The 23978-nt window shown below is 70.9% G+C and carries 23 protein-coding genes and 1 tRNA gene; 10 read left to right on the top strand and 14 right to left on the bottom strand.

Going from position 1 to position 23978, the window contains the following annotated elements; all coding sequences use genetic code 11:
- Positions 1-169 precede the first annotated feature (169 nt).
- The 3 genes from gltX (at position 170) to EDF21_RS15660 (ending at position 2718) form a co-directional block, all read left to right on the top strand.
- Complete coding sequence (gltX, locus tag EDF21_RS15650; protein ID WP_123572015.1) at positions 170-1660, top strand: glutamate--tRNA ligase; 1491 nt, start codon at positions 170-172, stop codon at positions 1658-1660.
- Complete coding sequence (locus tag EDF21_RS15655; protein ID WP_055978131.1) at positions 1657-2592, top strand: NAD(P)/FAD-dependent oxidoreductase; 936 nt, start codon at positions 1657-1659, stop codon at positions 2590-2592. Before gltX ends, EDF21_RS15655 begins: the two co-directional genes overlap by 4 nt.
- Positions 2593-2646: 54 nt before the next feature.
- Positions 2647-2718: transfer RNA gene (locus EDF21_RS15660), tRNA-Gln, on the top strand.
- Between the two features lie 151 nt (positions 2719-2869).
- On the opposite strand, the gene EDF21_RS15665 is transcribed toward EDF21_RS15660, so the two are convergent.
- The 5 genes from EDF21_RS15665 to EDF21_RS15685 all read right to left on the bottom strand — a co-directional run bounded on the left by EDF21_RS15665 (position 2870) and on the right by EDF21_RS15685 (position 9007).
- Positions 2870-3976, bottom strand: a complete 1107-nt coding sequence (locus EDF21_RS15665) for an acyltransferase (protein ID WP_158612942.1) — start codon at positions 3974-3976, stop codon at positions 2870-2872.
- A 105-nt stretch (positions 3977-4081) separates the two neighbouring features.
- A complete protein-coding gene (purL, locus tag EDF21_RS15670) occupies positions 4082-6397 on the bottom strand; it encodes a phosphoribosylformylglycinamidine synthase subunit PurL (protein ID WP_055978197.1) in 2316 nt (771 codons plus the stop codon).
- Positions 6398-6432: 35 nt separating this feature from the next.
- Complete coding sequence (gene purQ / locus EDF21_RS15675) at positions 6433-7128, bottom strand: phosphoribosylformylglycinamidine synthase subunit PurQ (protein WP_054144901.1); 696 nt, start codon at positions 7126-7128, stop codon at positions 6433-6435.
- Positions 7128-7391: a phosphoribosylformylglycinamidine synthase subunit PurS gene (purS, locus tag EDF21_RS15680; protein ID WP_043597439.1), complete on the bottom strand. Its 264-nt coding sequence runs from the start codon at positions 7389-7391 to the stop codon at positions 7128-7130. The genes purQ and purS overlap by 1 nt, the downstream gene beginning before the upstream one ends.
- Before the next feature lie 284 nt (positions 7392-7675).
- Entirely contained in the window at positions 7676-9007 is a 1332-nt protein-coding gene (locus EDF21_RS15685; RefSeq protein ID WP_123572017.1) for an acyltransferase, read from the bottom strand.
- Between the two features lie 131 nt (positions 9008-9138).
- Here EDF21_RS15685 and EDF21_RS15690 point away from each other — a divergent pair, with 131 nt between their 5' ends.
- Both EDF21_RS15690 and EDF21_RS15695 read left to right on the top strand, forming a co-directional pair.
- A complete protein-coding gene (locus tag EDF21_RS15690; RefSeq protein ID WP_123572018.1) occupies positions 9139-9642 on the top strand; it encodes a Fur family transcriptional regulator in 504 nt (167 codons plus the stop codon).
- 54 nt (positions 9643-9696) lie between these two features.
- Positions 9697-11199, top strand: a complete 1503-nt coding sequence (locus EDF21_RS15695; RefSeq protein ID WP_056049517.1) for a catalase — start codon at positions 9697-9699, stop codon at positions 11197-11199.
- A gap of 101 nt (positions 11200-11300) precedes the next feature.
- Here EDF21_RS15695 and EDF21_RS15700 read toward each other — a convergent pair whose 3' ends face one another.
- The 4 genes from EDF21_RS15700 to purD form a co-directional block, all read right to left on the bottom strand.
- Positions 11301-11870: a GNAT family N-acetyltransferase gene (locus tag EDF21_RS15700; RefSeq protein WP_123572046.1), complete on the bottom strand. Its 570-nt coding sequence runs from the start codon at positions 11868-11870 to the stop codon at positions 11301-11303.
- 86 nt (positions 11871-11956) lie between these two features.
- Positions 11957-12871 carry a VOC family protein gene (locus tag EDF21_RS15705; protein ID WP_233568549.1) on the bottom strand — a complete coding sequence of 305 codons (915 nt, stop codon included), beginning with the start codon at positions 12869-12871 and terminating at the stop codon, positions 11957-11959.
- 214 nt (positions 12872-13085) lie between these two features.
- A complete protein-coding gene (locus EDF21_RS15710; RefSeq protein WP_123572019.1) occupies positions 13086-14033 on the bottom strand; it encodes a phosphoribosylaminoimidazolesuccinocarboxamide synthase in 948 nt (315 codons plus the stop codon).
- The gene (gene purD, locus EDF21_RS15715) at positions 14030-15298 is read right to left on the bottom strand and encodes a phosphoribosylamine--glycine ligase (RefSeq protein ID WP_123572020.1); all 1269 of its coding nucleotides are present in this window, start codon (positions 15296-15298) and stop codon (positions 14030-14032) included. The genes EDF21_RS15710 and purD overlap by 4 nt, the downstream gene beginning before the upstream one ends.
- Before the next feature lie 121 nt (positions 15299-15419).
- On the opposite strand from purD, the gene EDF21_RS15720 reads away from it, so the two are divergent.
- Both EDF21_RS15720 and EDF21_RS15725 read left to right on the top strand, forming a co-directional pair.
- The gene (locus EDF21_RS15720) at positions 15420-15800 is read left to right on the top strand and encodes a sterol carrier family protein (RefSeq protein WP_123572021.1); all 381 of its coding nucleotides are present in this window, start codon (positions 15420-15422) and stop codon (positions 15798-15800) included.
- Positions 15801-15907: 107 nt separating this feature from the next.
- Positions 15908-16321: a hypothetical protein gene (locus tag EDF21_RS15725; protein WP_148053729.1), complete on the top strand. Its 414-nt coding sequence runs from the start codon at positions 15908-15910 to the stop codon at positions 16319-16321.
- A gap of 133 nt (positions 16322-16454) precedes the next feature.
- Here the strand turns inward: EDF21_RS15725 and EDF21_RS15730 are convergent, their stop codons facing one another.
- The 3 genes from EDF21_RS15730 to purF form a co-directional block, all read right to left on the bottom strand.
- Positions 16455-18029 (bottom strand): transporter, encoded by a 1575-nt coding sequence (locus tag EDF21_RS15730; protein WP_123572023.1) that lies wholly within the window; start codon positions 18027-18029, stop codon positions 16455-16457.
- Positions 18011-18811: an ABC transporter ATP-binding protein gene (locus EDF21_RS15735; RefSeq protein ID WP_233568550.1), complete on the bottom strand. Its 801-nt coding sequence runs from the start codon at positions 18809-18811 to the stop codon at positions 18011-18013. The genes EDF21_RS15730 and EDF21_RS15735 overlap by 19 nt, the downstream gene beginning before the upstream one ends.
- 89 nt (positions 18812-18900) lie before the next feature.
- Positions 18901-20361 (bottom strand): amidophosphoribosyltransferase, encoded by a 1461-nt coding sequence (gene purF, locus EDF21_RS15740; RefSeq protein WP_056049492.1) that lies wholly within the window; start codon positions 20359-20361, stop codon positions 18901-18903.
- A 71-nt stretch (positions 20362-20432) separates the two neighbouring features.
- On the opposite strand from purF, the gene purM reads away from it, so the two are divergent.
- Both purM and EDF21_RS15750 read left to right on the top strand, forming a co-directional pair.
- Entirely contained in the window at positions 20433-21557 is a 1125-nt protein-coding gene (purM, locus tag EDF21_RS15745) for a phosphoribosylformylglycinamidine cyclo-ligase (RefSeq protein ID WP_123572024.1), read from the top strand.
- A gap of 110 nt (positions 21558-21667) precedes the next feature.
- Entirely contained in the window at positions 21668-21889 is a 222-nt protein-coding gene (locus EDF21_RS15750; protein WP_123572025.1) for a hypothetical protein, read from the top strand.
- Between the two features lie 121 nt (positions 21890-22010).
- On the opposite strand, the gene EDF21_RS15755 is transcribed toward EDF21_RS15750, so the two are convergent.
- Positions 22011-22397 (bottom strand): VOC family protein, encoded by a 387-nt coding sequence (locus tag EDF21_RS15755; RefSeq protein ID WP_123572026.1) that lies wholly within the window; start codon positions 22395-22397, stop codon positions 22011-22013.
- A gap of 13 nt (positions 22398-22410) precedes the next feature.
- On the bottom strand, positions 22411-22608 hold the full coding sequence (locus tag EDF21_RS15760) for a DUF3073 domain-containing protein (RefSeq protein WP_056227242.1): 198 nt from the start codon (positions 22606-22608) through the stop codon (positions 22411-22413).
- A 140-nt stretch (positions 22609-22748) separates the two neighbouring features.
- On the opposite strand from EDF21_RS15760, the gene EDF21_RS15765 reads away from it, so the two are divergent.
- On the top strand, positions 22749-23909 hold the full coding sequence (locus tag EDF21_RS15765; protein WP_123572027.1) for an NAD(P)-binding domain-containing protein: 1161 nt from the start codon (positions 22749-22751) through the stop codon (positions 23907-23909).
- Positions 23910-23978 lie beyond the last annotated feature (69 nt).

Genomic DNA, 23978 nt, shown 5'->3' on the forward strand with positions numbered 1-23978 from the left:
ACTCTCAGCGCCGATGGTACTGCAAGGGGGACCTTGTGGGAGAGTAGGACACCGCCGGACTCCTTTTAGTGCGAACAGCACACGAAACACCAGAAAGGCCCCTTCTTCGGAAGGGGCCTTTCTGCGTTTAACGCTGACCCACCCACCAACCCCGGTAAGATCGTCAGCGATGTCAGCTCCCTTCTCCACCGCTACCGGCACCGACGTGCGCGTGCGGTTCTGCCCCTCGCCCACCGGAACGCCGCATGTCGGCCTCATCCGCACCGCCCTCTTCAACTGGGCCTACGCCCGGCACACGGGTGGCAAGCTCGTGTTCCGCATCGAAGACACCGATGCGGCCCGAGACAGCGAAGAGAGTTACGAGCAGATCCTCGACGGGCTTCGTTGGCTCAACATCGACTGGGACGAGGGCATCGACGCAGGTGGGCCTCATGGCCCCTACCGTCAGTCTCAGCGCCATGACATCTATCGCGGGGTCATCGATCAGCTGCTCGAGCGGGGGCTTCTCTACGAGAGCTTCGCCACGGGTGAAGAGATCGAAGCTCGCAACATCGCCAACGGTCGCGACCCCAAGCAGGGTTACGACAACTTCGAGCGTGAGCTGAGCGACGCACAACGTGCGGCGTTCCGAGCCGAGGGGCGTCAGCCGGCACTCCGGTTGCGAGTGCCCGACCGCGACCTCAGCTTCGACGACCTCGTCCGCGGTGCGATCACGTTCCCGGCGGGATCGTTCAGCGACTTCGTCGTCGTCCGACCGAACGGAGTGCCTCTCTACACTTTCGTGAACCCGCTGGACGATGCTCTGATGGGCATCACCCACGTCCTGCGCGGTGAGGACCTCCTCTCGTCCACTCCCCGCCAGATCGCCCTCTACGAGGCGCTGGTCGAGCTCGGCATCACCACGTTCGTCCCTCGGTTCGGCCATCTGCCCTATGTCATGGGCGACGGCAACAAGAAGCTCTCGAAGCGCGATCCCGAGTCCAACCTGTTCCATCACCGAGACCGCGGCTTCATCCCCGAGGGCCTCGTCAACTACCTGGCGCTCCTGGGGTGGTCCTTGACTCACGATCGGGACGTGTTCTCGATCGACGAGATGGTCGCGGCGTTCGACGTCGTCGACGTGAACCCGAACCCCGCGCGATTCGACGTGAAGAAGGCCGAGTCGATCAACGGCGACCACATCCGACTGCTGTCCGTCGGGGACTTCACCGAGCGACTGCTGCCCTACCTCGACGGGGTCGTCAGCGTTCCGCCGACGGAGGCCGAGCGTGCCGTGCTCGTGCAGGCGGCGCCCCTCGTCCAAGAACGCATGACCCTCCTGTCCGAGGCTCGTGGCATGCTCGGCTTCTTGTTCGTCGCCGACGAAGACCTGGTCCACGAGGACGACGCGCTGGCCTCGCTGGGCGAGCGGTCCACCGAGGTGCTGCGCGCCTCCTTGGCTGCCCTCGAGGGCCTGGCCGACTGGACGCACGAGTCGATCCAGGCGGTCCTCAAGGAGGCGCTCGTCGACGGACTCGGCCTCAAGCCCCGCGTGGCCTACGGCCCGTTGCGGGTGGCGCTGTCCGGGCGTCGCGTGAGTCCGCCGTTGTTCGAGTCGATGGAGATCCTCGGCCGCGAGTCGACCCTTGCCCGACTCTCGGCTCTCGCCGACCGCTCATGACCGAGCGCTACGACGTCGCTGTCATCGGGGGCGGCCCCGCAGGGTTGAGCGCCGCGCTCAACCTCGTCCGCGCCCGCCGACGCGTCGTGCTGATCGACAGCAACCGGCCGCGGAACTCCGCCACGCTGCTCTCGCACGGGTACCTCACCCGCGACGGCATCTCGCCGCTCGAGCTCCGCAAGCTCGGACGCGACGAGTTCCTGGGGTACGAGGGGGCCGAACACCGGCAGACCCTGGCGACGAACGTCGTCCCGGTCGACGGCGGGTTCGAGATTTCGTGCGCGTTCCGTGGGCAGGAGTCGTCCGCGCTGGCAGGGACCGTGCTGGTGACGACGGGGCTGAGCGAGACCCTGCCTGAGATCGCCCAACTCCGAGCGTTCTACGGCACGTACGTCCACAGCTGCATCGAGTGCGACGGGTACGACAAGCGTGACCAGCCGCTCGCCCTGATCGGTGAGCACCCCGACCTCGTCGACCGCGCCCTGTTGCTCTCGCAGTGGACCGACGACCTCATCGTCTTCACGCACGGTTCGGACGTGGTGACCTCGGCGGACGAGGCTGCGTTGGCCGCCCGGGGGATCACCGTGGATCGTCGTCGCGTCATGAGCATCGACGGCGATCGTGACGGCATGCGTGGCGTCGTGCTCGAGGACGGCACGGTCGTGCCTCGGGCCGGTGGCTTCGTCCGCCCGGAGTGGTCGGCTGCGCTGGACTACGTCTCGGCGACGGGGGCCGACCTGGACGGCGACGGACTGCTCGTCGTGGACGACCATGGTCGCACGTCGGTTCCCGGGCTGTACGCCGCCGGCGAGAGCACCGCGCCCGGCCCCCAGCAACTCATCGTTGCCGCCGGCGACGGCGCCCGTGTCGCTGCCGTGATCAACCGGGACCTCATCGGTGGCCTCGAACACCTGGCAGATGCTGTACAGTAGACGTCGGTCCAGATGATGGGCCGACAGTGATGCAGACCTGACGGTTGTCATCATTGGGGTATGGTGTAATTGGCAACACGACTGATTCTGGTTCAGTTGTTCTTGGTTCGAGTCCAGGTACCCCAGCAATTTGATTCCCCCTGGCCTTGCGGCCCGGGGGAATTGCTGTTCGTGCCTGTCTCGCCGCCTCCGGCGGCGTGTTCGGCTTCGCCGAACGCGATCGTCCCCGCTTCGCGCCTCGGGGGCGAGTCGTCGGTGCGCGGTCGGGCGCCAGCAGCTAGGCCGGTTGGGGCTCTTCTGACTCGGAGCCGAGTGGGCGCCGTGGGCCGCGTCCTCGTCGGGCGAGAACCCTGGCGATGGGGCGCTCGACGCGACGGTGGATGACGAACGACAAAGCCACCAGGAGTGGAACCGACACGGCGACCGACAGCCAGCCGTCGATCCAACCCAGGCGCGCGAAGAGCTCGGGCACGGCCGGGGCCACCAAGGGGTGGAACAGGTAGAGCGCGTACGACGCGGCACCGCCGGTGAGCACCCAGGTCGGCGTCACGCGGCGAAGGGGACCTTCGGCCAGCACCGTCGCCGCCACGACAGCCGTGACGCCCGCGAATCGGGCTGGTGCGTTGCGCCCGAAGCCCCCGTCTCCGACGGACGTGGCGAGCACGACCGCCAGGGCCACCAGGGAGACCGCGAGCACGGCCCACAACCAGCCACGGCGGGCGGGACGCGTCAGCTCGGCGATCACCATGCCGATGAGGAAGAACAGGACGATGGGGTCGAAATAGACCGCCCATGCCGGGCGTGCGGCGTCGAAGGCCCACCACAGCGCCGAGCAGGTGACGAGCACCGCTCCGACGGTGGGCAGGACTCTGAGTCTGAGGGCCAGGCACAGGGCCACGAGGGCGTAGAACGCACACTCGAAGACGAGGGTCCAGCCGACGCCGAGGACGGGTTCGATGTTGCCTTCGGCGTTGCGGGTCGGGATGAAGAAGTACGACCCGAGCGTGTTGGCCGGCTCGAGGGTGGCGTGCAGCACGGCCGAAGGGACGAGTACCAACGTCAGCACCTTGAGGGTCGTCGCGAGCCAGTAGAGCGGGACGATGCGATCGAGTCGGCGACGCGCGAAGATGGCCCAGGCTCGCGGCGTGCCCTCGAGGCGACGGACGGTGTGCATCATGACGAACCCACTGATCGCGAAGAAGACGTCCACCCCGACCGATCCGTAGCTCCACGGGCGGAACGAGGGGTCGAGTCGTTCGTGGGCGTAGAACACGGTGTGGGTGACGACCACCAGGAGGGCCGCCACGAACCGGAGGCTCTGGATGCCCGAGAAGTGTTCGAGATCGCGGAGGGGTGCCTCAGGGGACAGGATCGGGGTCTGCACATGAGACATTTTACATGCGAATTATCCGAGACTCAGGGCTTGCCTCGCAAGACACCGGAGGCCCTCACCTGTGGTGAGGGCCTCCGGTGCCATGCAGGTTGGTGACTAGTCGCCGATGGTGGCTCCGAAGCGGGCCGGCAGAGTGCCACGGTGGGTGCTGCGCAGCTCGTCGATGGACACCGTGAAGACGTCCTGTACCTCGAGCGACCCCGACTCGCCGTCGGTCACGCCGATGCGGGCCACCGGGTAGCCACGGCCCTCGCAGAGGCCGCGGAAGCGGACGTCGTCCTCGCGGGGCACCGAGACGATCACGCGACCGGTCGACTCGCTGAAGAGCGCGGTCGCGACGTCGATGCCGTCCCGCTCGATGATCTCACCCAGCCAGACGCGAGCACCGACTCCGAAGCGCAGCACGGCCTCGGCCAACGCCTGTGCCAGGCCGCCGTCGCTCAGGTCGTGGGCCGCCGCGATCAACGACTGGTCGCCACCGGCGTGCAGGAGCTGCGCGAGCTGCGCCTCGGCCGCGAGGTCGACCGCCGGCGGTCGACCGCCGAGGTGGTCGTGGACCACGCCGGCCCAGGCCGATCCGTCGAGCTCGAGCGCCGTGGTGCCGAGCAGGTAGATGTTGTCGCCCTCGTCCTGCCAGCCGGACGGGATGCGTTTGGCGACGTCGTCGATCACACCGAGGACGCCCACCACGGGAGTGGGGTGGATCGGACGCGTGCCGGTCTGGTTGTAGAACGACACGTTGCCGCCCGTGACGGGGATCTCGAGCTCGAGGCAGCCGTCGGCCAGGCCCTCGACGGCCTGCGAGAACTGCCACATGACCTCGGGGTCCTCGGGACTGCCGAAGTTGAGGCAGTCGGTGACGGCGGCGGGCACGGCACCCGTGACAGCGACGTTGCGGTACGCCTCGGCCAGGGCGAGGCGTGCGCCCTGCTTGGGGTCGAGCTGGCAGTAGCGCCCGTTGGCGTCGGTCGCGATCGCGAAGCCGAGACCGGTCTCTTCGTCGACGCGGATCATGCCTCCGTCGTCGGGGAAGCTGAGCGCGGTGTTGCCCAGCACGTAGGTGTCGTACTGGTTCGTGACCCAGCTCTTGTCGGCCAGGTTGGGCGAGCCGAGCAGTTCGAGGAACTGCTCGCGCAGGACGGCGTTGCCCGTGGGGCGGGGCAGCGACGAGGCGCTGTCGGCCTGCAGGGCGTCGATCCACGTGGGGTAGGCGACGGGACGCTCGTACACCGGGCCGTCGACGGCGACCGTGCGGGGCTCGACGTTGACGATCTCTTCGCCGTGCCAGTTGATGACGAGACGGCCGGTGTCGGTGACCTCGCCGAGCACGCTCGTCTCGACGTCCCATTTCGCCACGACCGCGAGGAACGCGTCGAGCTTCTCGGGACGCACGACGGCCATCATGCGTTCTTGGCTCTCGCTCATCAGGATCTCTTCGGCGGTGAGCGACGGGTCGCGCAGCAGGACGTTGTCGAGTTCGATGAACATTCCGCCGTCGCCGTTCGAGGCGAGCTCGGACGTGGCGCAGCTGATGCCGGCTGCCCCGAGGTCTTGGATGCCCTCGACCAGTTCGTCGCGGAACAGCTCGAGGCAGCACTCGATGAGCACCTTCTCGGCGAACGGGTCGCCGACCTGGACGGCAGGACGCTTGGTGGGCCCGCCGGACGAGAACGTGTCGGAGGCGAGGATGGAGGCGCCGCCGATGCCGTCACCGCCGGTGCGCGCACCGAACAGGACCACCTTGTTGCCGACGCCCCGGGCGTTGGCCAGGTGGAGGTCTTCGTGGCGCAGGACGCCCACGGCCAGTGCGTTGACCAGGGGGTTGCCCTGGTAGACGGCGTCGAAGTAGGTCTCGCCGCCGATGTTGGGCAGGCCGAGGCAGTTGGCGTAGAAGCTGATGCCACCGACGACGCCGTCGACCACGCGGGCCGTGTCCGCCGCGTCGATGTCGCCGAAGCGCAGCTGGTCCATGACCGCGACGGGGCGGGCACCCATCGAGATGATGTCGCGGACGATGCCGCCCACGCCGGTGGCCGCCCCCTGGAACGGCTCGATGTAGCTCGGGTGGTTGTGCGACTCGACCTTGAAGGTGACGGCCCAGCCGCCCCCCACGTCGACCACTCCGGCGTTCTCGCCCATGCCGACCATGAGGTTCTTCTTCATGGCGGGCGAGACCTTCTGGCCGAACTGCCGGAGGTAGATCTTGCTCGACTTGTAGGAGCAGTGCTCGCTCCACATGACCGAGTACATGGCGAGCTCACCGCTCGTGGGGCGACGCCCCAGGATCTCGCGGATCTTCGCGTACTCGTCGGCCTTCAGGCCGAGGGCGCCGTAGGGCTGCTCGCGATCGGGCGTCGCCGCGGCGTTCGCCACGGTGTCGGGCACGTGGCCCTCGGGGCGGACGTCGATCATCTCGGCGTCGTGCGGGGCGCGGTCGGTCTGGTCGGTCACTTGGCGAGGGCCCTCTCGAGAACGGACGTGAAGAAGGTCAGGCCGTCGACGCCGCTCGACATCGCGGCGGGGGTGTCGGGGCCGAAGCCCTCTTCGACGGCGTGCTCGGGGTGCGGCATGAGGCCGACGACGTTGCCGCGCGCATTGGTGACGCCGGCGATGTCGTCCATCGACCCGTTCGGGTTCACGCCGACGTAGCGGAAGGCGACCTGCCCCTCGCCCTCGATGCGCTTGATGGTCTCGGCGTCGGCGATGAAGCGCCCGTCCGCGTTCTTGAGGGGGATGGTGATCTCTTGCCCCTCGGTGAAGCCGTTCGTCCAGTCGGTGCGGGCGTTCTCGACGACGAGACGCTGGTCGCGGCGGATGAACTGCTGGTGCGCGTTGCGGGTGTGCGCCCCCGGGATCAGGCGGGCCTCGGCGAGCATCTGGAAGCCGTTGCAGATGCCGAGGACGGGCATTCCCGCGTTCGCGGCGTCGACCACGTCGGCCATGATCGGCGAGAAGGAGGCGATCGCGCCGGCACGCAGGTAGTCGCCGTAGCTGAAGCCGCCGGGCAGGATGATCGCCTCGACGCCCTTCAGGTCGTGGTCGCCGTGCCAGAGGGCGACGGGCTCGCCGCCCGCGAGTCGGACCGCGCGCTGCGCGTCACGGTCGTCGAGGGAGCCTGGGAAGGTGACGACGCCGACGCGCATCAGAGGGCGGCGGGAGCGTCGGCGACGGTGATCGAGACGACGTCCTCGATGACCGAGTTCGAGAACATGTCGTCGGCGAGCTCGCGGACGTCCGCGAGGACGGCGTCGGTCACCTCGCCCTCGACCGTGACCTCGAAGCGCTTGCCGATGCGGACGTCGGTGAACGCCCCTTTGCCGAGACGGGAGAGGGCACCGGCGACGGCCTTGCCCTGGGGGTCGAGCAGTTCAGCCTTGGGCATGACCTCGACGACGATTGTGGGCACTGGTTTACTCCTGCAGAGGCGTCAACGGGTGGACGCGACGAGTCTACGGCAGCCGCGCGCGCCTCCTGGTGGTGCCGTTGTCGTGGAGGCATCGGCCGTCGCGGCGATGGTCAGCGGAATGCGGGCCACCTGTCAGCCGGATCATTGGTTCGCGCCGCAGAGTGTTCTCAGCGGACAGAGCGCGGGCCTCGTGATCGGGCCTTCTGTTCCGCGTCCGGTCCCGGGGTTCCTGATCCGCTCCGAGACCGCCGGACGCCCGGCCGAGCCCCCCGTCGGCCGGGCGTCTACCCCGTGTGGGCTGCGTCCGCGGGTCTGTCGGCGGCCCTCAGGGCGGACTCCGGGTCGACGTCGGGGCGCGACCGGCCGAGCAGCCAGACGGCCAGGGGCAGGCAGATCGCGCCCGCGATCGCGTTGCGCAGGTCGAGGCCCTCGTGCATCACGTCGAACGGCGGCCCGATGGCGAGCACCGCCGCCACCCCGATCGACCACCAGGAGGCGCGGCGCCGCCCCTCGGCGAACGCTCGCGGCGGCAGCTCGAACCGGGCGGTCGCCAGCGAGACCAGGCAGGTCAGCCCGATGACGAGGGCCCAGATCGGGAGGCGCGTCCACCACCAGGTGGCGGTCGAGGGTTGGGGGAGCGGCCCGCCCACGGCCAAGAGGACCCCGAGCACGGCGATCAACAGCGGGAGGTGCCAGAGGTAGATGGTCATGCCGCGGCTGCCGACGGCGAACACGACGGCGCGGGCCGCCGACGTGGACATGAGACGCGCCAGGGCGGGGTGCACGAGCGACAGGACGCAGATCTGCGCCACCCCGAGCACCATGAGCGGCACCGTCGGCGGGTTGAGGTTGCTCAGCATGTCGTCCGACCACGGCCCGGCCGTCGTCAGCGGGACCAGCGAGGCGTACGCCACGACGGCGACGACGAGCAGCACGGCCCGAGGGGTCCGACGGAACAGCCCGTCGGCGTAGGCGAAGCCGAGCTGCTGCACGAAGAGCCACACGAAGGCGAGGTTGAGGAGGCCGACGGCCGTGACGCCGGTGCCGTACCGCACCGCGTCGACCAGGACCGCGGCGACCACCAGGACGAACAGCGTCGCCCACGGGCGGGTCGTGTGCAGCCGGGCCATCACCGGCACGAGCAGCTGCGTGATGCCGTAGGCGGCGAGGAACCAGAACGGGGAGCCCACACCGGTCGCCACGACGTCGAGCAGTTCGGGATCGGCACCGAGCAGGGTCGCGACGGCGAGGGCGATCGCGAGGACGACGAAGACCGCGCTCGCGGGCCGGGCGAGGCGCAGGAGGCGACCGCGGACGAAGTCGCCGGCGTCGGCGCCGCGGCGCCGTGCCCCGGCCCAGGCCGTGGCGCTGGCGAACCCGCCCACCACGAAGAAGAGCGGCATGATCTGCCCGGTCCACGTCGAGAGCGGGAACCAGGACTGCTCTTGCAGGGGACGGTTCGCCACGACGGCGCCCGTCGCGTCGACGGCGACACCGACCATCATCACGTGGATCGCGACGACCAGCAGGACGCAGAAGACGCGGGCGAGATCCACCACGAGGTCGCGGCCCGGGGGGACGACGACGGACGGCGGTGTCGTGGCGGCGGTGCTCATGTCGACGACGGTAGCGACCCGTGGCCGCTCGGGTGTGGTTGTCCACAGGTGCGGCGCGTCCGAACCAGGGAACGTCCTCCGAGGTGGCCCGGATTGTTTTGATCTGATCAAAAGAGTGGTTCACTTGAGGCATGACCCATCCGACCGACGACCCCCGCGAGGCACTGCGCTCCGCCGGGTTGCGCGTGACCGAGCCCCGGCTCGCCGTGTTGCGCGCCCTCGAGCCGTCGCCCCACGCGGCCGCCGAGCAGGTCTTCGCCCGGGTCGCCCTCGACCTGCCCGGCACGTCGGTGCAGGCGGTCTACGGCGTCCTCAACGCGCTGACCGGTGCCGGGCTGGTGCGTCGCATCGAACCCGCGGGCTCGGCAGCGCTCTACGAGCTGAGGACGGGCGACAACCATCACCACGTGGTCTGCGGGGTGTGCGGCTCGGTCGCCGACGTGGACTGCGTCGTCGGCCACGCCCCCTGCCTCACCCCCTCGCACGACTCGGGGTACCTCGTGCAGACCGCCGAGGTGACCTTCTGGGGCCTGTGCCCGGCCTGTCGGGCGGCCGAGTCCGAGGGTGCGGAGGGCGACGAGCCGACCCGCGCCTCCTCGTCCGACCGCGTGGACGCGGCCGTCCCGGCGGTCTGATCGGCCCGCCCCCCTGATCTCACACGACGACGAACCACGAACGAAAGAGGACACATGACCGACGCCAAGAAGATCACCACCACCGACAACGGCGCCCCCGCCGCCAGCGACGAGTTCTCGCAGTCGGTCGGCGCCGACGGCCCGATCGTCCTGCACGACCACAAGCTGGTCGAGAAGCTCGCCAACTTCAACCGCGAGAAGGTGCCCGAGCGCATCGTCCACGCCAAGGGCGGCGGCGCCTTCGGCACGTTCGTCACGACGGCCGACGTCTCGCGCTACACCCGCGCCGCGCTCTTCCAGCCCGGCGTCGAGACCGAGATGCTCGCCCGCTTCTCGACCGTCGCCGGAGAACAGGGCAGCCCCGACACGTGGCGCGACCCCCGTGGCTTCGCGCTGAAGTTCTACACGAGCGAGGGCAACTACGACCTCGTGGGCAACAACACGCCCGTCTTCTTCATCCGCGACGGCATCAAGTTCCCCGACTTCATCCACTCGCAGAAGCGCCTGCCCGGCTCGCACCTGCGCGACCACGACATGCAGTGGGACTTCTGGACGCTCTCGCCCGAGTCGGCGCACCAGGTCACCTGGCTGATGGGCGACCGCGGCCTCCCCGCCTCGTGGCGCAACATGGACGGCTTCGGTTCGCACACCTACCAGTGGATCAACGCCGAGGGCGAGCGCTTCTGGGTCAAGTACCACTTCAAGACGAACCAGGGCAACAAGATCCTCACGCAGGACGACGCCGACCGCATCGCGGGAGAGGACGCCGACTTCCACATCCGCGACCTCTCCGAGGCCATCGACCGCGGCGACTTCCCCACCTGGACGCTGTCGGTGCAGGTCATGCCCTACGACGAGGCGGCCACGTACCGCTTCAACCCGTTCGACCTGACGAAGGTGTGGCCGCACGCGGACTACCCGCTCATCGAGGTCGGCACCATGACGCTGAACCGCAACCCCGAGAACTACTTCGCGCAGATCGAGCAGGCCGCGTTCGCCCCGTCGAACTTCGTCCCCGGCATCGCGACCAGCCCCGACAAGATGCTGCTCGCCCGCATCTTCAGCTACGCGGACGCCCACCGCTACCGCATCGGCGTCAACCACCAGCAGCTGCCGGTGAACACGCCCAAGACCGAGGTGCACTCGTACTCGAAGGACGGTGCCGCGCGGTACCACTTCAGCGAGGCGACGGCGCCGGTCTACGCACCGAACTCGGTCGGCGGTCCCGCGGCGGACCCGCAGGCCGCCGGTGACACCGGTGGCTGGGAGAGCGACGGCGAGCTCGTCCGCTCGTCCGTGACGTTGCACCCCGAGGACGACGACTTCGGCCAGGCCGGCACGCTCGTCCGCGAGGTGCTCGACGACGAGGAGCGCGACCGCCTGGTGCAGAACATCGTGGGCCACGTCTCGAAGGTCACCCAGCCCGCCCTGCGCGAGCGGGTCTACGAGTACTGGACCAACGTCGACCCCACCCTGGGCCTGCGCGTCCGCAAGGGCGTCGAGCCCGAGGCTCCCGGTTCGAACGAGGACCCGGCCGAGGTCGGCGTCCCGGCGTAGCCGCGAGTCGCGACAGACCGCAGGAGGCGCGGTGACCGTTCGTCGGTCACCGCGCCTCCTCGGCGTCTCCGGGCTTCGCGCGGTCTGGGGTGCCGCGCGGGTCAGACCATCTGGCCGTTCCAGTGCAGCTCGCCCTGCGGCCAGTCGGCGAGGGTGCGCGTGCCCTCCCGGAGCAGCCAGCCGTGGTCCTGGGTGACCAGCACGCCGGCGCCGTCGGCGCTGAACGCCGTGTAGTGCGCCGTGAGGCCGTCGAGCGGCAGCCACCCGCCGCGTCGGTAGAAGCCCTGGACGTCGTCCCCGGTCTCGAGCACGCCGAAGCCGCTGTCGAGCGACGTCAGCGCCGCGTCCACCCGGCGCAACAGCTCGCCCCCGAGGCCGGTGCCCTGGACGGCCGGTGAGACCGCGACCATGCCCACCGCGGTGACGAGCAGGTCGGCGTCGCCGACGGTGACGAACTGACGTCGCAGACCGGCGTGCGCGACCACGACGTCGCCCTGACGCGCGACGACCCGCAGCTCGGGTTGCATGCCCGCCCAGCTGCGGGCCCCGGCGTACCAGTGGTCGTAGCTCGGGAAGGCCCGGGCGAGCATCGCCGCGACGGCCTCGTGGTCGTCGAGCGTGAGGTCGCCCTCGGGGGTCGTGGAGAAGGTGGGGGAGTCGGCTGCAGGCATGCTCACCACCGTAGCCATCGGCGTCGCCGAGGGAGCCGCGCCAGCGGCTCTGCGACGCCAGCGCCGAGGGAGCCTGCGACCGAGGGCTAGGCCGACTGCGGTCGGACGGTCACCTGGAGCTGGTTCGACCAGGGATCGTCGAACCCGAGCACACGCCCGTCGTCGCGGGTGGTGACGCCGTGGTGCCCGAGGCGCTCGCCGAGGGCGCCCAGGTCGTCGGCCGTCGGCACCTCGATGCGCACCAGGCCGAGGCCCAGCGCCAGCTGACGGCGCCCGGCGCCGGCGCTGTTCCAGGTGTTCATCGCCATGTGGTGGTGGTAGCCGCCCGCGCTGACGAACAGTGCCTGCGGCCCGAAGCGCGTCGTCGTCTCGAAGCCGAGCTGCTCGACGTAGAACCGGTGGGCCGACTCGACGTCGCCCACGCTCAGGTGGACGTGGCCGACCGTGGCGGGACGGGATGCCGAGCCGGCCAGCGCCTCCTCGGTGACGTTCTGCTGCACGAACGCGTTCGGGTCGAGGGCGAGGGTGGCCATGTCGACCTGGCCGTGGGTCCAGGACCACTCGCTGCGGCTGCGGTCCCAGTAGAGCTCGATGCCGTTGCCCTCGGGATCGGTGAAGTAGAACGCCTTGCTGACGAGGTGGTCCGCACTGCCGGTGAACGTGCCGGGGTGACGGGTCGCGACGCTGTAGACGGCGGCGGCGAGGTCGGCCTCGGTCTCGAACAGGATCGCCGTGTGGAAGAGGCCGGCGTCACGCGGCCCGGCGTGTTTCAGCTCGGGAGCGTGCTCGAGGATGACGATCGGGGTCGCCCCTCGACCGAGCACCACGCGGCCCACGTCCGGCTCGGCGGTCAGCACCGTGAGGGTGACCGCGTCGCGGTAGTACGCGGTCATCGCGTCGAGGTCGGCGACCCGCAGGGTGACGGCTCCCATGCCGGTGTCGGCGGCGAGCAGGTCGGACGAGGAGGCGCGCGTCGCGTCGGTCGCGGAGGTGTCGGTCATGGGGGCCCTCGGTCTGGTCGGGTGGTCACCGGGTCGGTGACGTGTCATCGACAGGAACCGGCCGCTCGGGCCGGGCATTCCCGACCGACGGCGCACCGCGTTCCGTGCACGGCACCGGATCTCGACGCGGTGCCGTGCACGAAACGCGGTGTGGAGCCCGGGTCAGGACCCGGGATGCGGCCCGGGGGGTTGGCCCCGGGGCGTGGGGCCCGGGTCAGCGGGCGGTCAGGCGCTCGATCAGCTCGCGGTAGCGGGCGGAGGTGCGGGCGACGATGTCGTCGGGCAGGGCGGGGGCCTCGCCCGTGCCGTCCCAGTGCGCGGAGAGCCAGTCGCGGACGATCTGCTTGTCGAAGCTCTGGGTGCGGTCGCCCGAGGCGTCGACCTCGGCGTCCCAGAAGCGACTGCTGTCGCTCGTGAGGACCTCGTCGCCCAGGGTGATCTCGCCCGTGGCCCGGTCGGCGCCGAACTCGAACTTCGTGTCGGCGAGGACGACCCCCCGGGCCTCGGCCACGTCCGACGCCAGGCGGTAGATCTCGAGCGACCGGTCGCGCAGGGCCGCCGCGGTCCCGGCCCCCACGAGTTCGACGGTGCGCTCGAACGAGATGTTCTCGTCGTGCTCGCCGAGCGGAGCCTTGTACGCCGGGGTGTAGATCGGTTCGGGCAACCGGTCGCCGTTCGACAGCCCCTCGGGCAGCGGGATGCCGCAGACGGTGCCGTGCTCGCGGTACTCGGCCCAGCCGCTGCCGACCAGGTACCCGCGGACGACGCACTCGACGGGGAACATGTCGAGCGGCTTCACGAGCATGGCGCGGTCCCGGACCTGCGCGGGCAACGAGACGGAGGCGGTGGTCGGGTCGACCAGGTGGTTGGGCACGGTGGTGAGCTGGGCGAACCACCAGAGGCTGAGCTGCGTGAGCAGTGCTCCCTTGCCCGGGATGCCGGGCTCGAGCACGTGGTCGAAGGCGCTGACCCGATCGCTCGCGACGACGAGCACGTACTCGGTGTCGGCGAGGGTGGCGGCGTCGCCGACCGAGCCGGCGACCGGTGCCGGGACGTAGAGGTCGCGCACCTTGCCCGAGTACACCGGCGTCCACCCGTCGAGGTGGCGAGGGGCGGCGTCGAGGCCGGAGGCGGAGGGCGTCGTGCCGTCGGGGGCGGTCATCGGGCGACCCGCTCGGCGATGTCGTGGCGGTACTGGCCGCCCTCGAGCTCGATGCGGGAGAGGGCGTCGTAGACGCGACCCCGGGCCTCGGTGAAGTCGGCCCCCTCGGCGACGACGCTGAGCACGCGCCCTCCGGTGGCGATGAGCTGGTCGTCGAGTCGAGCCGTCGCGGCGTGCGCGACGTGGACCCCGGCGACGGCGGTCGCGTCGTCGAGACCCCGCAGCGGGCGACCGCTCACGGCGCCTTCGGGGTAGCCCTCGCTCGCGAGGACCACGGTCACCGCGACGTCGGACGAGAACCGCGGCGACTCGTGGTTGCCCAGCGATCCGGTCGCCGCGGCGAGCAGCAGCCCGCTGAGCGGCGTGACCAGACGGGGCAGGACGACCTGCGTCTCGGGGTCGCCGAACCGGGCGTTGAACTCGATGACGCGCACGCCCCGCTCGGTCAGGATGAGCCCGGCGTAGAGGAGACCGATGAACGGCGTTCCCTCGGACTCGAGCTGCCGCACCGTCGGGGTGGCGATGGCGTCGAGCACCTCGTCGACGAAGTCCTTCTCGCTGCCGAAGCGGTCGGCGAGCCAGGGCAGCGGCGAGTAGGCACCCATGCCGCCCGTGTTGGGACCGGCATCGCCGTCGAGCAGACGCTTGTAGTCCTGCGCGGGGCTGAGCGGCACGACCGTGTGGCCGTCGCTGAGGAAGAACAGGGAGACCTCGGGACCCTCGAGGAACTCCTCGACGAGGACGGGCCCGTGTTGCAGCCAGTAGGTGGTGTGCTCGACCGCCGCGTCGCGGTCGTCGGTGACGAGGACGCCCTTGCCGGCCGCCAGCCCGTCGGCCTTGACGACGTACGGGGAGCCGAAGTCGTCGAGCACGCCGAGGGCCTCGTCGAGGGTGCCCACGCGCGTGGCCCGCCCGGTCGGTACGCCGGCTTCGTCCATGATGCGTTTCGCGAAGGTCTTGCTGCCCTCGAGCGCCGCGGCCTTCTTGCCCGGCCCGAAGACCGGGATGCCCCGGGTGCGGAGGGCGTCGGCGACACCGGCGACGAGCGGTGCCTCGGGCCCGACGACGACCAGCTCGACGTCGTTCTCGAGGGCGTACTCGGTGACGACCGCGCCGTTCGACGGGTCGAGGTGCACGATGCCGACCTGGTCGGCGATGCCCGCGTTGCCGGGGGCCGCGGTGATCTCGTGGCCCGCGTCTTCGCGCAGCAGGGCGGTGATGATGGCGTGCTCGCGAGCACCGGAACCGAGGACGAGGATTCGCACGCGCCACAGCCTACCGAGGGCGTGCGGCGATGCCGAGTCCGTCATCCGGGCCGGGCCGGGGAGGGCTGGCGCGGGTGGGCCGGGCCGGGGCGAGACGAGGAGGCGCGGGTAGCGTGGGCGCATGGCCAGGGCACGGATCGAGGACGCGGCGGGATCGGCCGCGGTGGGCGAGGTGCGGGCGGCGCTCGCCGCCGACGAGACCGCGCCACGGCCGGTGACCGCCATGGCCGTCCGTTGGTTGCTGCAGGTGCTCGCCGACGGCGAACCCGGTGCGACGGTCGAGGTGCGCGTCCCACCGTTCGGCGCGGTGCAGTTCCGCGAAGGACTCAGTCACACGCGGGGCACGCCGCCGAACGTCGTCGAGACCGACGCCGCCACCTTCGTGCGACTCGCCACCGGCGATCTCAGCTGGCAGGAGGCGCGGGCCGGGGCCCTCGTGTCGGCCTCCGGCAGCAGGGCGGACCTGACCGGCTACGTGCCGATCGCCTGGCAGCGGGGCTGACCCGCGCCTCCTCGGCGGTGCCTCCGCCGTGGTCGCTCCTCGAGGGGCCCTGCTCGACGTCGAGAGGGGCGGCGGCGGTGGTCGGCCTCCTCTGGGATGATGGGCGGGTGACGAACGCACCCGACGACCAGCAGCGACCCGAGCCCGTCGTCGAGCCCTCGGCCGATCGCGCAGCGGAGTCGATCGTCGAACGCGACGAGGTCACCGTGCGTCGGGCACCCAAGGTGCCCGTGTTCTTGATCATGGGTGCGGCGCTCGGCGTGGTCGTGTCGCTGATCGTCACCTCGCTCTTCCCGTTCGACTCGGGCGAGGGCGTCGCGCAGACCTACGGGTACATCTCGCTCTGGGGGCTCACCATCGGCGGGGCCGTCGGTTGCGTCGTGGCCATCGTCGCCGAGCAGGTGACCAGCCGTGGGGCGAAGCGGGTCCAGGTCGAACGCGAACGGCTCGAGATGCCGATCGACGACGAGGTCGACACGGCGCCCCGCCAGGTCACCGACGGCGAACACGACCGCGACTGACCTCGCCTCGCCTCGCCGAGCCGATCCGAGCCAGGCCTCGCCGAGCCGAGCCAGGCCTCGCCGAGCCTCGCCAGGCCTCACCGAGCCGCGCCAGGCCCCGCCTACCTGCCGCGTGCCCGGCTGACGGCCCGGGTCAGGCCCCGCGAGCCCGCCGCAACCTGGTGAGCAGCTCGGGGCCGCGGGCGTCGAGGAGGCGGCCGCCGCGTCGGATGCCGATGATCGTCAGCACGAGACCCAGGACGACGCCGACGACGAGCGTCGCGAGCCCGAGGATCACCGAGCCCTGGACCAGCGCCACGACTCCGAGCACGAGCTCGGGCAGCGACAGCACGAAGACGATCGCCCACGAGGCGTAGAGCCCGAGGGTCGAGGTGACGTTGGCCCCGGGCGGTGACTTGAAGGGGCTCTCGCCCGCCGCCGGGACGGGCATCAGGTACAGCGCCGAGGCCACGCTCGACACGCCGAACCCGGTGAGCAGCAGCCCCAGGCCGATGCCGAGCAGGGCCGGGGCCACGTCGAATCGGCCCACCACGGCCAGGGGGACGAGCGTGGCGAGCACGACGGAGGGCACCGCGAACAGCGAGAGAGTGAGGACGCGACCTGCGCGGTCGGCCGCACCCGCCAAGCCGGTCGACAGGTGTGCGGCGAAGGCCGTGCCGTCGTACGAGACGTCGGCGGCCAGCGTGATGGCGAGGAGCGCGGCCACGGCCGGACCGATGGCGTACAGCGGCCAGGTCGTCTCGAGGGAGAACGACAGGAAGATCGCCAGGACCGGCATCAGCGGGACGACGATCAGCGACCCGCCGTACCGCGGGTCGCGCAGCCAGTAGACGGCCGTCCGGGCGGCGACCGCACCGGTCGGCGTCGCGGGGAACCGGGCGAAGGGCCCGAGGCCCTTGGACGCCGCGGTGGCCGTGACGGCCGGGGGAGCCACGAGCGCCGTCGCCAGTCCACGTCGCCAGAGCAGGAGGAGCACCCCCAGGGTGACCAGGGCGATGAGGGCCTTGAGGGCTGCCTCGCCCGGTCGGCCGAGGGCGACGTCGCCGGGGATCGACCAGGCGGCGCCGAGCGGGCTCCACGACAGGGCGTGAGCGACACGGGGCAGGTCGTCGCCGACGGAACTGATCCCCTGGCCGACCAGGCCGATCAGCGGCCCGGCCAGGATGAGGGGCACGAAGATCGCGACGCTCATCAACTCGCGGTAGCGACGTTTGGCACCTAGCGCGCTGGTGGCGGTCTCGACCGCGCGGGACGCCGCGACGCAGACGAAGACGCCGAGCACCCCGCAGAACGGCGCGAGGACGGCCGAGAGAGGGTGGTGCAGCCAGCTGAAGGTCGTCGCGAGGGCGGCGACGAGCGTGACGATGCCCGGGATGCCCAGCAACCCGGTGACGAACAGGGCGACGAGGAGCCTGTCGGCGGGCAGGGGGAACGGGCGCAGCTTCGAGACGCTGAGGGTCTGGTCGTAGCCCCGGGCGACGAAGGGCACGACGATCCAGCCGACGACGGCGAGGGACCCGCCGAGCACGCCGGCCGTCCAGGCCCAGCGCTCGGGCGCGAACGAGAGTGCGACGAGGCCGACCACGACGGCGGCGAGCACGCCGAGGCCGTAGAGCCCGCCGATGACGGCCGCGACGATCTGCCAGGTGCTGCGCTTGAAGCCGTTCAGCAGCACCCGCCAGCGCAGGCTCAGGAGGTGCGCAACCACGACGGCCCCTCGTTGTGCTGACGGCCGCCGACGAGTTCGACGAAGCGGTCTTCGAGGGTGGAGCCGGCGCGCACGTCGTCGGTCGTGCCGGCCGCGAGCACGCGCCCGGCCGCGATGACGGCGACGTGGTCGCACATGCGCTGGACGAGGTCCATCGAGTGGCTCGACACGATGACCGTGCCGCCGTTCTGCGTGTATCCGTGCAGGATGTCGCGGATGTTGGCGGCCGAGATCGGGTCGACCGACTCGAACGGCTCGTCGAGGACGAGGAGGCGCGGGGCATGGACGAGCGCGCAGGCGAGCGCCACCTTCTTGGTCATGCCCGCGGAGTAGTCGACGACGAGCGTGCCGCCGGCCGAGCGCAGGTCGAGCAGGTCGAGCAGGTCACCGACCCGCTGGGCCGTCGTCTCGCGGCTCATGCCGTTGAGCAGGCCGTGGTACGTGACGAGCTGCTCGCCGGTGAGGCGGTCGAACAGCGAGATGCCGTCGCTCAGCACGCCCACGAGCGACTTGGCGTGCGTCGGGTCGGACCAGACGTCGACGCCCAGGACCGCGATGCTGCCCGAGTCGGGACGCAGCAGACCGGTCGCCATCGAGAGCGTGGTCGTCTTGCCGGCGCCGTTCGGGCCGACGAGGCCGAAGAACGAGCCCGTCGGCACGGTCAGGTCGATTCCGTCGACGGCGACCTTGTCGCCGAACGCCTTGCGCAGACCGGTGATCTGCAGGGCGGACGCCGGGGGCGTCGCGGTCGGTTCGGGGCGGGGCATGCCGACGTCGCTCATGGCCCCCAGCCTAGGGACGCCTGCCGACACGGCACCTCCCCCGGCGGGTGGAAGCAGGGGCGAGGTGCGGGTGGCGACGGCGGCGCGACTCAGCTGAGTTGGTTGGCCTCGACCCAGGCGAGGTACTCGGGGCTGACGGTGCCGGTGACGTACTCGCCCGTGAAGCAGCTCATCTCGAGCTCGGTGACGTCGCTGCCCTCGGTGATGGCGGCCTGCATGTCGGCGACCTCTTGGTAGATGAGGTGGTCGGCACCCAGTTCGCGGGCGATCTCGGGGATCTTGCGGTCGTGGGCGACCAGCTCGTGCCGCGACGGCATGTTGATGCCGTAGACGTGGGGGAACCGGACCGGGGGAGCGGCCGAGGTGAACGTCACCTTGTTCGCTCCGGCGGCGCGGGCCATCTCGACGATCTCGCGCGAGGTCGTCCCGCGGACGATCGAGTCGTCGACGATCAGGATGTTCTTGCCCTTGAACTCGCTCGACATCGCGTTGAGCTTCTGGCGCACCGACCGCTTGCGCTCGGCCTGCCCCGGCATGATGAAGGTGCGGCCCACGTAACGGTTCTTGTAGAAGCCCTCGCGGTACTCGATGCCGAGCTTCTGGGCGACCTGCATGGCCGCGGGGCGTGACGAGTCGGGGATCGGCATGACCACGTCGATGTCGCCGATCGGCGAGTGCGCGGCGATCGTGTCGGCCAACCGGTTGCCGAGGCGCAGGCGGGCGTCGTAGACCGAGATGCCGTTCATGATCGAGTCGGGGCGGGCCAGGTAGACGTACTCGAACGAGCAGGGGATGAGGCGCGGACTGGCGTGGCACTGCTTCGACACCATCTGGCCGTCGAGCGAGATGAAGACGGCCTCGCCGGGGGCGACGTCGCGGACGATCTCGTAGCCGCCCGACTCGAGGACGAGCGACTCGGAGGCGGTGATCCACTCTTCGCGGACGCCGTCGGCGGCGAGACGGCGGCCCAGGACCAGCGGGCGGATGCCGAAGGGGTCGCGGAAGGCCAGCAGGCCGTGGCCCGCGATCATGGCGATCGCCGCGTAGGAGCCCTGCACCCGGTCGTGCACGCGGGAGACCGCGGCGAAGATCTGCTCGGGGTCGAGCTCGCTGCCGTTGACCTGCTCTTGCAGCTCGTGCGCCAGCACGTTGACCAGGAGCTCGGTGTCGCTGTTCGTGTTGAGGTGGCGACGGTCGACGTGGAAGAGCTCGCTGGTGAGCTCGCGGGTGTTCGTCAGGTTGCCGTTGTGGATCAGCACGATGCCGTAGGGCGCGTTCACGTAGAACGGCTGCGCCTCTTGCTCGTTGCTGGCCGCGCCCTTGGTGGCGTACCGCACGTGACCGAGGCCCATGTTGCCGAGCAGGGCGCGCATGTCGCGGGTGCGGAAGCCCTCGCGCACCTGCCCCTTGGTCTTGTGCACGTGGAAGATGCCGCCCTCGGCGGTCGCGATGCCGGTGCTGTCCTGCCCTCGGTGCTGCAACAGGAGGAGCGAGTCGTAGACGAGTTGATTTGCTGGCTCGTGCGCGACGAGACCGACGATGCCGCACATGCGGATCTGGCTCCAGACCGTAGAGTTGGGGTTACCGCGACAGTCTAGAGCGACACCGAACGGATGAACGAATGGCGACCTCCTCTGCCCACTCGACCAGCGCCTCCTACGCCGCAGCGGGGGTCGACACGGCCGCCGGCGACCGGGCGGTCGAGCTGATGAAGGCGGCCGTCGGCGCCACGCACGGCCCCGGTGTCGTCGGTGGCGTGGGCGGGTTCGCCGGGCTGTTCGACGTGTCGTTCCTCAAGGACTTCGACAAGCCGTTGCTCGCGACGTCGACCGACGGCGTCGGCACGAAGGTCGCCATCGCCCAGGCGCTCGACAAGCACGACACGATCGGGCAGGACCTCGTGGGCATGGTCGTCGACGACATCGTCGTCGTCGGCGCCCGGCCGCTGATCATGACCGACTACATCGCCTGCGGCCGCGTGGTGCCGACCCGCATCGCCTCGATCGTCGAGGGCATCGCCCGCGCGTGCAGCGCGACGGGGACCGCCCTCGTCGGCGGCGAGACGGCGGAGCACCCCGGCCTGCTCGGGCCCGACGACTACGACGTGGCCGGCGCCGCGGTGGGTGCGGTCGAGTCGGGGCGCCAGCTCGGCCCGCACCTCGTCGGCGACGGCGACGTCGTGCTCGCCCTCGCCTCGTCGGGCGTCCACTCGAACGGCTTCTCGCTCGTGCGCCACATCCTGGCCTCACGCGACGTCGGCTACGACGACACCCTGCCCGAGTTCTCGGGCACCGTCGGCGAGGCACTGCTCGAACCGACGCGCCTGTACACCTCGCCCCTGCTGCGCGTGCTCGACGACCCTGCGCTCGACGGCGCGATCCACTCGCTCAGCCACGTCACCGGGGGCGGCATCGCGGCCAACCTCGCCCGCGTGCTCCCCCTCGGGTCGTGGACCGAGGTCGACCGTTCGACCTGGTCGCCGCTGCCCGTCTTCCGGGTGCTGAGCGACCTGGCCGGCTCGACCCTCGAGTCGAGCGAGGGCACCTGGAACCTCGGCATCGGCATGATCGCCGTCGTGGCCGCCGGACAGGCCGACTCGGTCACCGCGGCCCTCGAGGCCGACGGCATCGCGACGTGGCCCGTCGGCACCGTCTCGACGCGGGCGCGTGACCTGTCCGGCTTCGAACAGGGCGCCAAGGGGGTCGACGGAGGCGCGGTGCGGCTCGTCGGGTCCTACGCGGGCTGATCGCCGGCGACGTCGCGTGGCGTTCGTCCGGCGGCGGACGTACCATGAACCCACGCCCCTGCCGGGCGTCCTGACGACGACGTCAGACCGGACGACGAAGGAGTCGACCCATGAGCACCACCCGCATCCCTCTCTCCACCGTCTCGCGCGCGGCGGTCGCCGCTCCGCGCAGCGCCCGGATCAGCCGCGTCCCCGCCCAGCCCGCGCCGCTGCGTTCGTCCGCGTCACCCGTCACCGGCGGGCGCAAGGTCGCTGCTCTCACGGCCGGCGGCATGATCCTGCTGTTGGTCGTGGGGCTGTTGCCCGCGGTCGCGACGCTCGTCGGCGGCTGAGCCGCGCCTCCTGACGGCGGTCCCGGCGCCCGGTCGGCCCGTCACCCGGTGAGCTGGTGACACACGACGACGGCCCCTCGAGATCGAGGGGCCGTCGTCGTGTGGCGTGCGTGGTGCGGACTCAGAGGACGCAGAACTCGTTGCCCTCGGGGTCGGCGAGGACGACCCACGACACGTCCGTGTCGTCTTGGCCGACCTGTGCGCGGACGGCCCCGAGCGACTCGAGCCGCGCGACCTCGTCGGCCTGCGTCGCCTCGCGGCTCTGGCCGTCGACCGGAGTCGGACGGAAGTCGAGGTGCAGACGGTTCTTGACCGTCTTGGCCTCGGGGACGCTCACGAAGAGGAGCCCCGGCAGCGTGTCGGCCGTCGGACGGATCTCGGGCTCGTCGTCGTCGACCGAGACGAACACCCACCCGAGGGCGTCGGCCCACCAACTGGCGAGCCCGGACGGGTCGCTCGCATCGACGACGACCTGCTCCCAGGCGAGGGACGAGGACGAAGAGGTCATCAGCCAGCCGGCCTCAGGCGCTCTTGTTCTGGTCGTGCTCGGTGTCGTATTCGTCGTCGAAGTCGTCGGCCCATTTGTCGACGTATTCGTCGCCGGAGTCGTTCTTCGTCGCCAACTCTTTTTCGAGTGCACCGTAGTTGGTGTCAGGGCTGAAGTACTTCAGCTCTCTGGCGACCTTGGTGTGCTTGGCTTTTTGACGGCCGCGCCCCATGCGTGACCCCCTCTGAACTCGGCCCGGAAACGGTGTCGGACGACCCGGGAACTGCCGACAGGATGCTGGTGAAAAACTGGACCGATCTTATCATGTACCCCTAGCCCCGGCTGCCGCCTCGGACGGGCATGATGGTCCGGATGACTGCAGGGGGCGAAGGCGAGCGGACGAGGGTCCTCGTGATCGGTGCGGGCCAGGCCGGGTTGTCGGTCTCGTGGTACCTGCGCCGGCTCGGACTCGAGGTGGGTCGCGATCTCGTCGTCCTCGACCGGGGCCCCGGAACCGGAGGCGCGTGGCAGCACCGCTGGGAGAGCCTGCGGCTGGGTGCCGCGCACCGGGTGCACGACCTGCCGGGCATGGCCGAGCTGGGGCTGGGGTTCGCCGACGCCGACCGGTCGGCCCCGGCGCGTGACGTCGTCGCCGACCGGTACGCCCGGTACGAGGACGCGCTCGGGCTCGACGTGCGGCGCCCGGTCGAGGTGACCGGGGTGACCGGGCTGGGCGACGGGTTCTCGGTGCGGTGGGCGGGGCGCGCCTCCTCGGGGGGCGCTCCGGCTGCGGCGACAGGGCCGGGGTTCGGCGCTCTGCGGGCCGAGGTCGTCGTGAACGCGACCGGCACCTGGGGCGCCCCGTTCGTGCCGTGGTACCCCGGGCGCGACACCTTCCGCGGGCGTCAGCTGCACACCTCGGACTACCGGGCGGCCTCCGAGCTCGAGGGGCTCGACGTCGTCGTCGTCGGCGGCGGCACGAGCGCGATCGGTTTCGTGTTGGAGCTCGACGGCGTCGCGGCCTCGACGACGTGGGTGACCCGCCGGCCGGTCGACTGGCTCGACCAGGGCGAGCTCGACGTCGAGTCGGCCGTCGCGGCGGTCGCCGCGCAGGACCGCGCGGCACGGGCGGGGCAGGCGCTGCCGAGCATCGTCAGCGGGACGGGCGTGCCCCGCACCCGGCGCTTCGTGTCGGGCATCGAGCGCGGCGTGCTGGTCGAGCGGCCGATGTTCGCGACCGTCGAACCCGACGGGGTGCGGTGGGCCGACGGCACCTCCGCCCACGCGGACGCGATCGTCTGGGCGACCGGGTTCCGTCCCGAGCTGCGGCACCTGGCGCCGCTCGGCCTGCGCTCGGCCGACGGGGGCGTGAGCGTCGAGGGCGGCGCCTCCACCCTCGACCCGCGGCTGTTCTTCGCGGGCTACGGGCCGCAGGCCTCGACGATCGGGGCGAACCGGGCCGGCCGGGCGATCGCCCGTCAGGTGGTCGCGCGGTTGTCGGAGAGCGACGCCGAGCGCCGACGGCAGGGGTGACGCAGGCGATGCCCGTGCGCGGGCTCGCCCGCGTTCGGCGGGAGGGTGCGCGCACCATCGGCGGCGGGG

Origin of the sequence: Frigoribacterium sp. PhB118 (assembly GCF_003751725.1) — a bacterium.
Taxonomy (GTDB): domain Bacteria; phylum Actinomycetota; class Actinomycetes; order Actinomycetales; family Microbacteriaceae; genus Frigoribacterium.

Bases quoted from the DNA above. Each gene is read 5' to 3' on its own strand.
- purL (WP_055978197.1), bottom strand. From the start codon at position 6,397: ATGATCGACGTCCGCCCCGAGGGCCACGTGCCCGACACCGTGGCGAAC.
- EDF21_RS15755 (WP_123572026.1), bottom strand. From the start codon at position 22,397: ATGACCTCTTCGTCCTCGTCCCTCGCCTGGGAGCAGGTCGTCGTCGAT.
- purM (WP_123572024.1), top strand. From the start codon at position 20,433: ATGGCGACCTCCTCTGCCCACTCGACCAGCGCCTCCTACGCCGCAGCG.
- EDF21_RS15695 (WP_056049517.1), top strand. From the start codon at position 9,697: ATGACCGACGCCAAGAAGATCACCACCACCGACAACGGCGCCCCCGCC.
- EDF21_RS15720 (WP_123572021.1), top strand. From the start codon at position 15,420: ATGGCCAGGGCACGGATCGAGGACGCGGCGGGATCGGCCGCGGTGGGC.
- purF (WP_056049492.1), bottom strand. From the start codon at position 20,361: ATGTGCGGCATCGTCGGTCTCGTCGCGCACGAGCCAGCAAATCAACTC.
- EDF21_RS15760 (WP_056227242.1), bottom strand. From the start codon at position 22,608: ATGGGGCGCGGCCGTCAAAAAGCCAAGCACACCAAGGTCGCCAGAGAG.
- EDF21_RS15750 (WP_123572025.1), top strand. From the start codon at position 21,668: ATGAGCACCACCCGCATCCCTCTCTCCACCGTCTCGCGCGCGGCGGTC.
- EDF21_RS15710 (WP_123572019.1), bottom strand. From the start codon at position 14,033: ATGACCGCCCCCGACGGCACGACGCCCTCCGCCTCCGGCCTCGACGCC.
- EDF21_RS15705 (WP_233568549.1), bottom strand. From the start codon at position 12,871: ATGACCGACACCTCCGCGACCGACGCGACGCGCGCCTCCTCGTCCGAC.
- EDF21_RS15685 (WP_123572017.1), bottom strand. From the start codon at position 9,007: ATGAGCACCGCCGCCACGACACCGCCGTCCGTCGTCGTCCCCCCGGGC.
- gltX (WP_123572015.1), top strand. From the start codon at position 170: ATGTCAGCTCCCTTCTCCACCGCTACCGGCACCGACGTGCGCGTGCGG.
- EDF21_RS15765 (WP_123572027.1), top strand. From the start codon at position 22,749: ATGACTGCAGGGGGCGAAGGCGAGCGGACGAGGGTCCTCGTGATCGGT.
- EDF21_RS15655 (WP_055978131.1), top strand. From the start codon at position 1,657: ATGACCGAGCGCTACGACGTCGCTGTCATCGGGGGCGGCCCCGCAGGG.
- EDF21_RS15700 (WP_123572046.1), bottom strand. From the start codon at position 11,870: ATGCCTGCAGCCGACTCCCCCACCTTCTCCACGACCCCCGAGGGCGAC.
- purQ (WP_054144901.1), bottom strand. From the start codon at position 7,128: ATGCGCGTCGGCGTCGTCACCTTCCCAGGCTCCCTCGACGACCGTGAC.
- EDF21_RS15735 (WP_233568550.1), bottom strand. From the start codon at position 18,811: ATGAGCGACGTCGGCATGCCCCGCCCCGAACCGACCGCGACGCCCCCG.
- EDF21_RS15690 (WP_123572018.1), top strand. From the start codon at position 9,139: ATGACCCATCCGACCGACGACCCCCGCGAGGCACTGCGCTCCGCCGGG.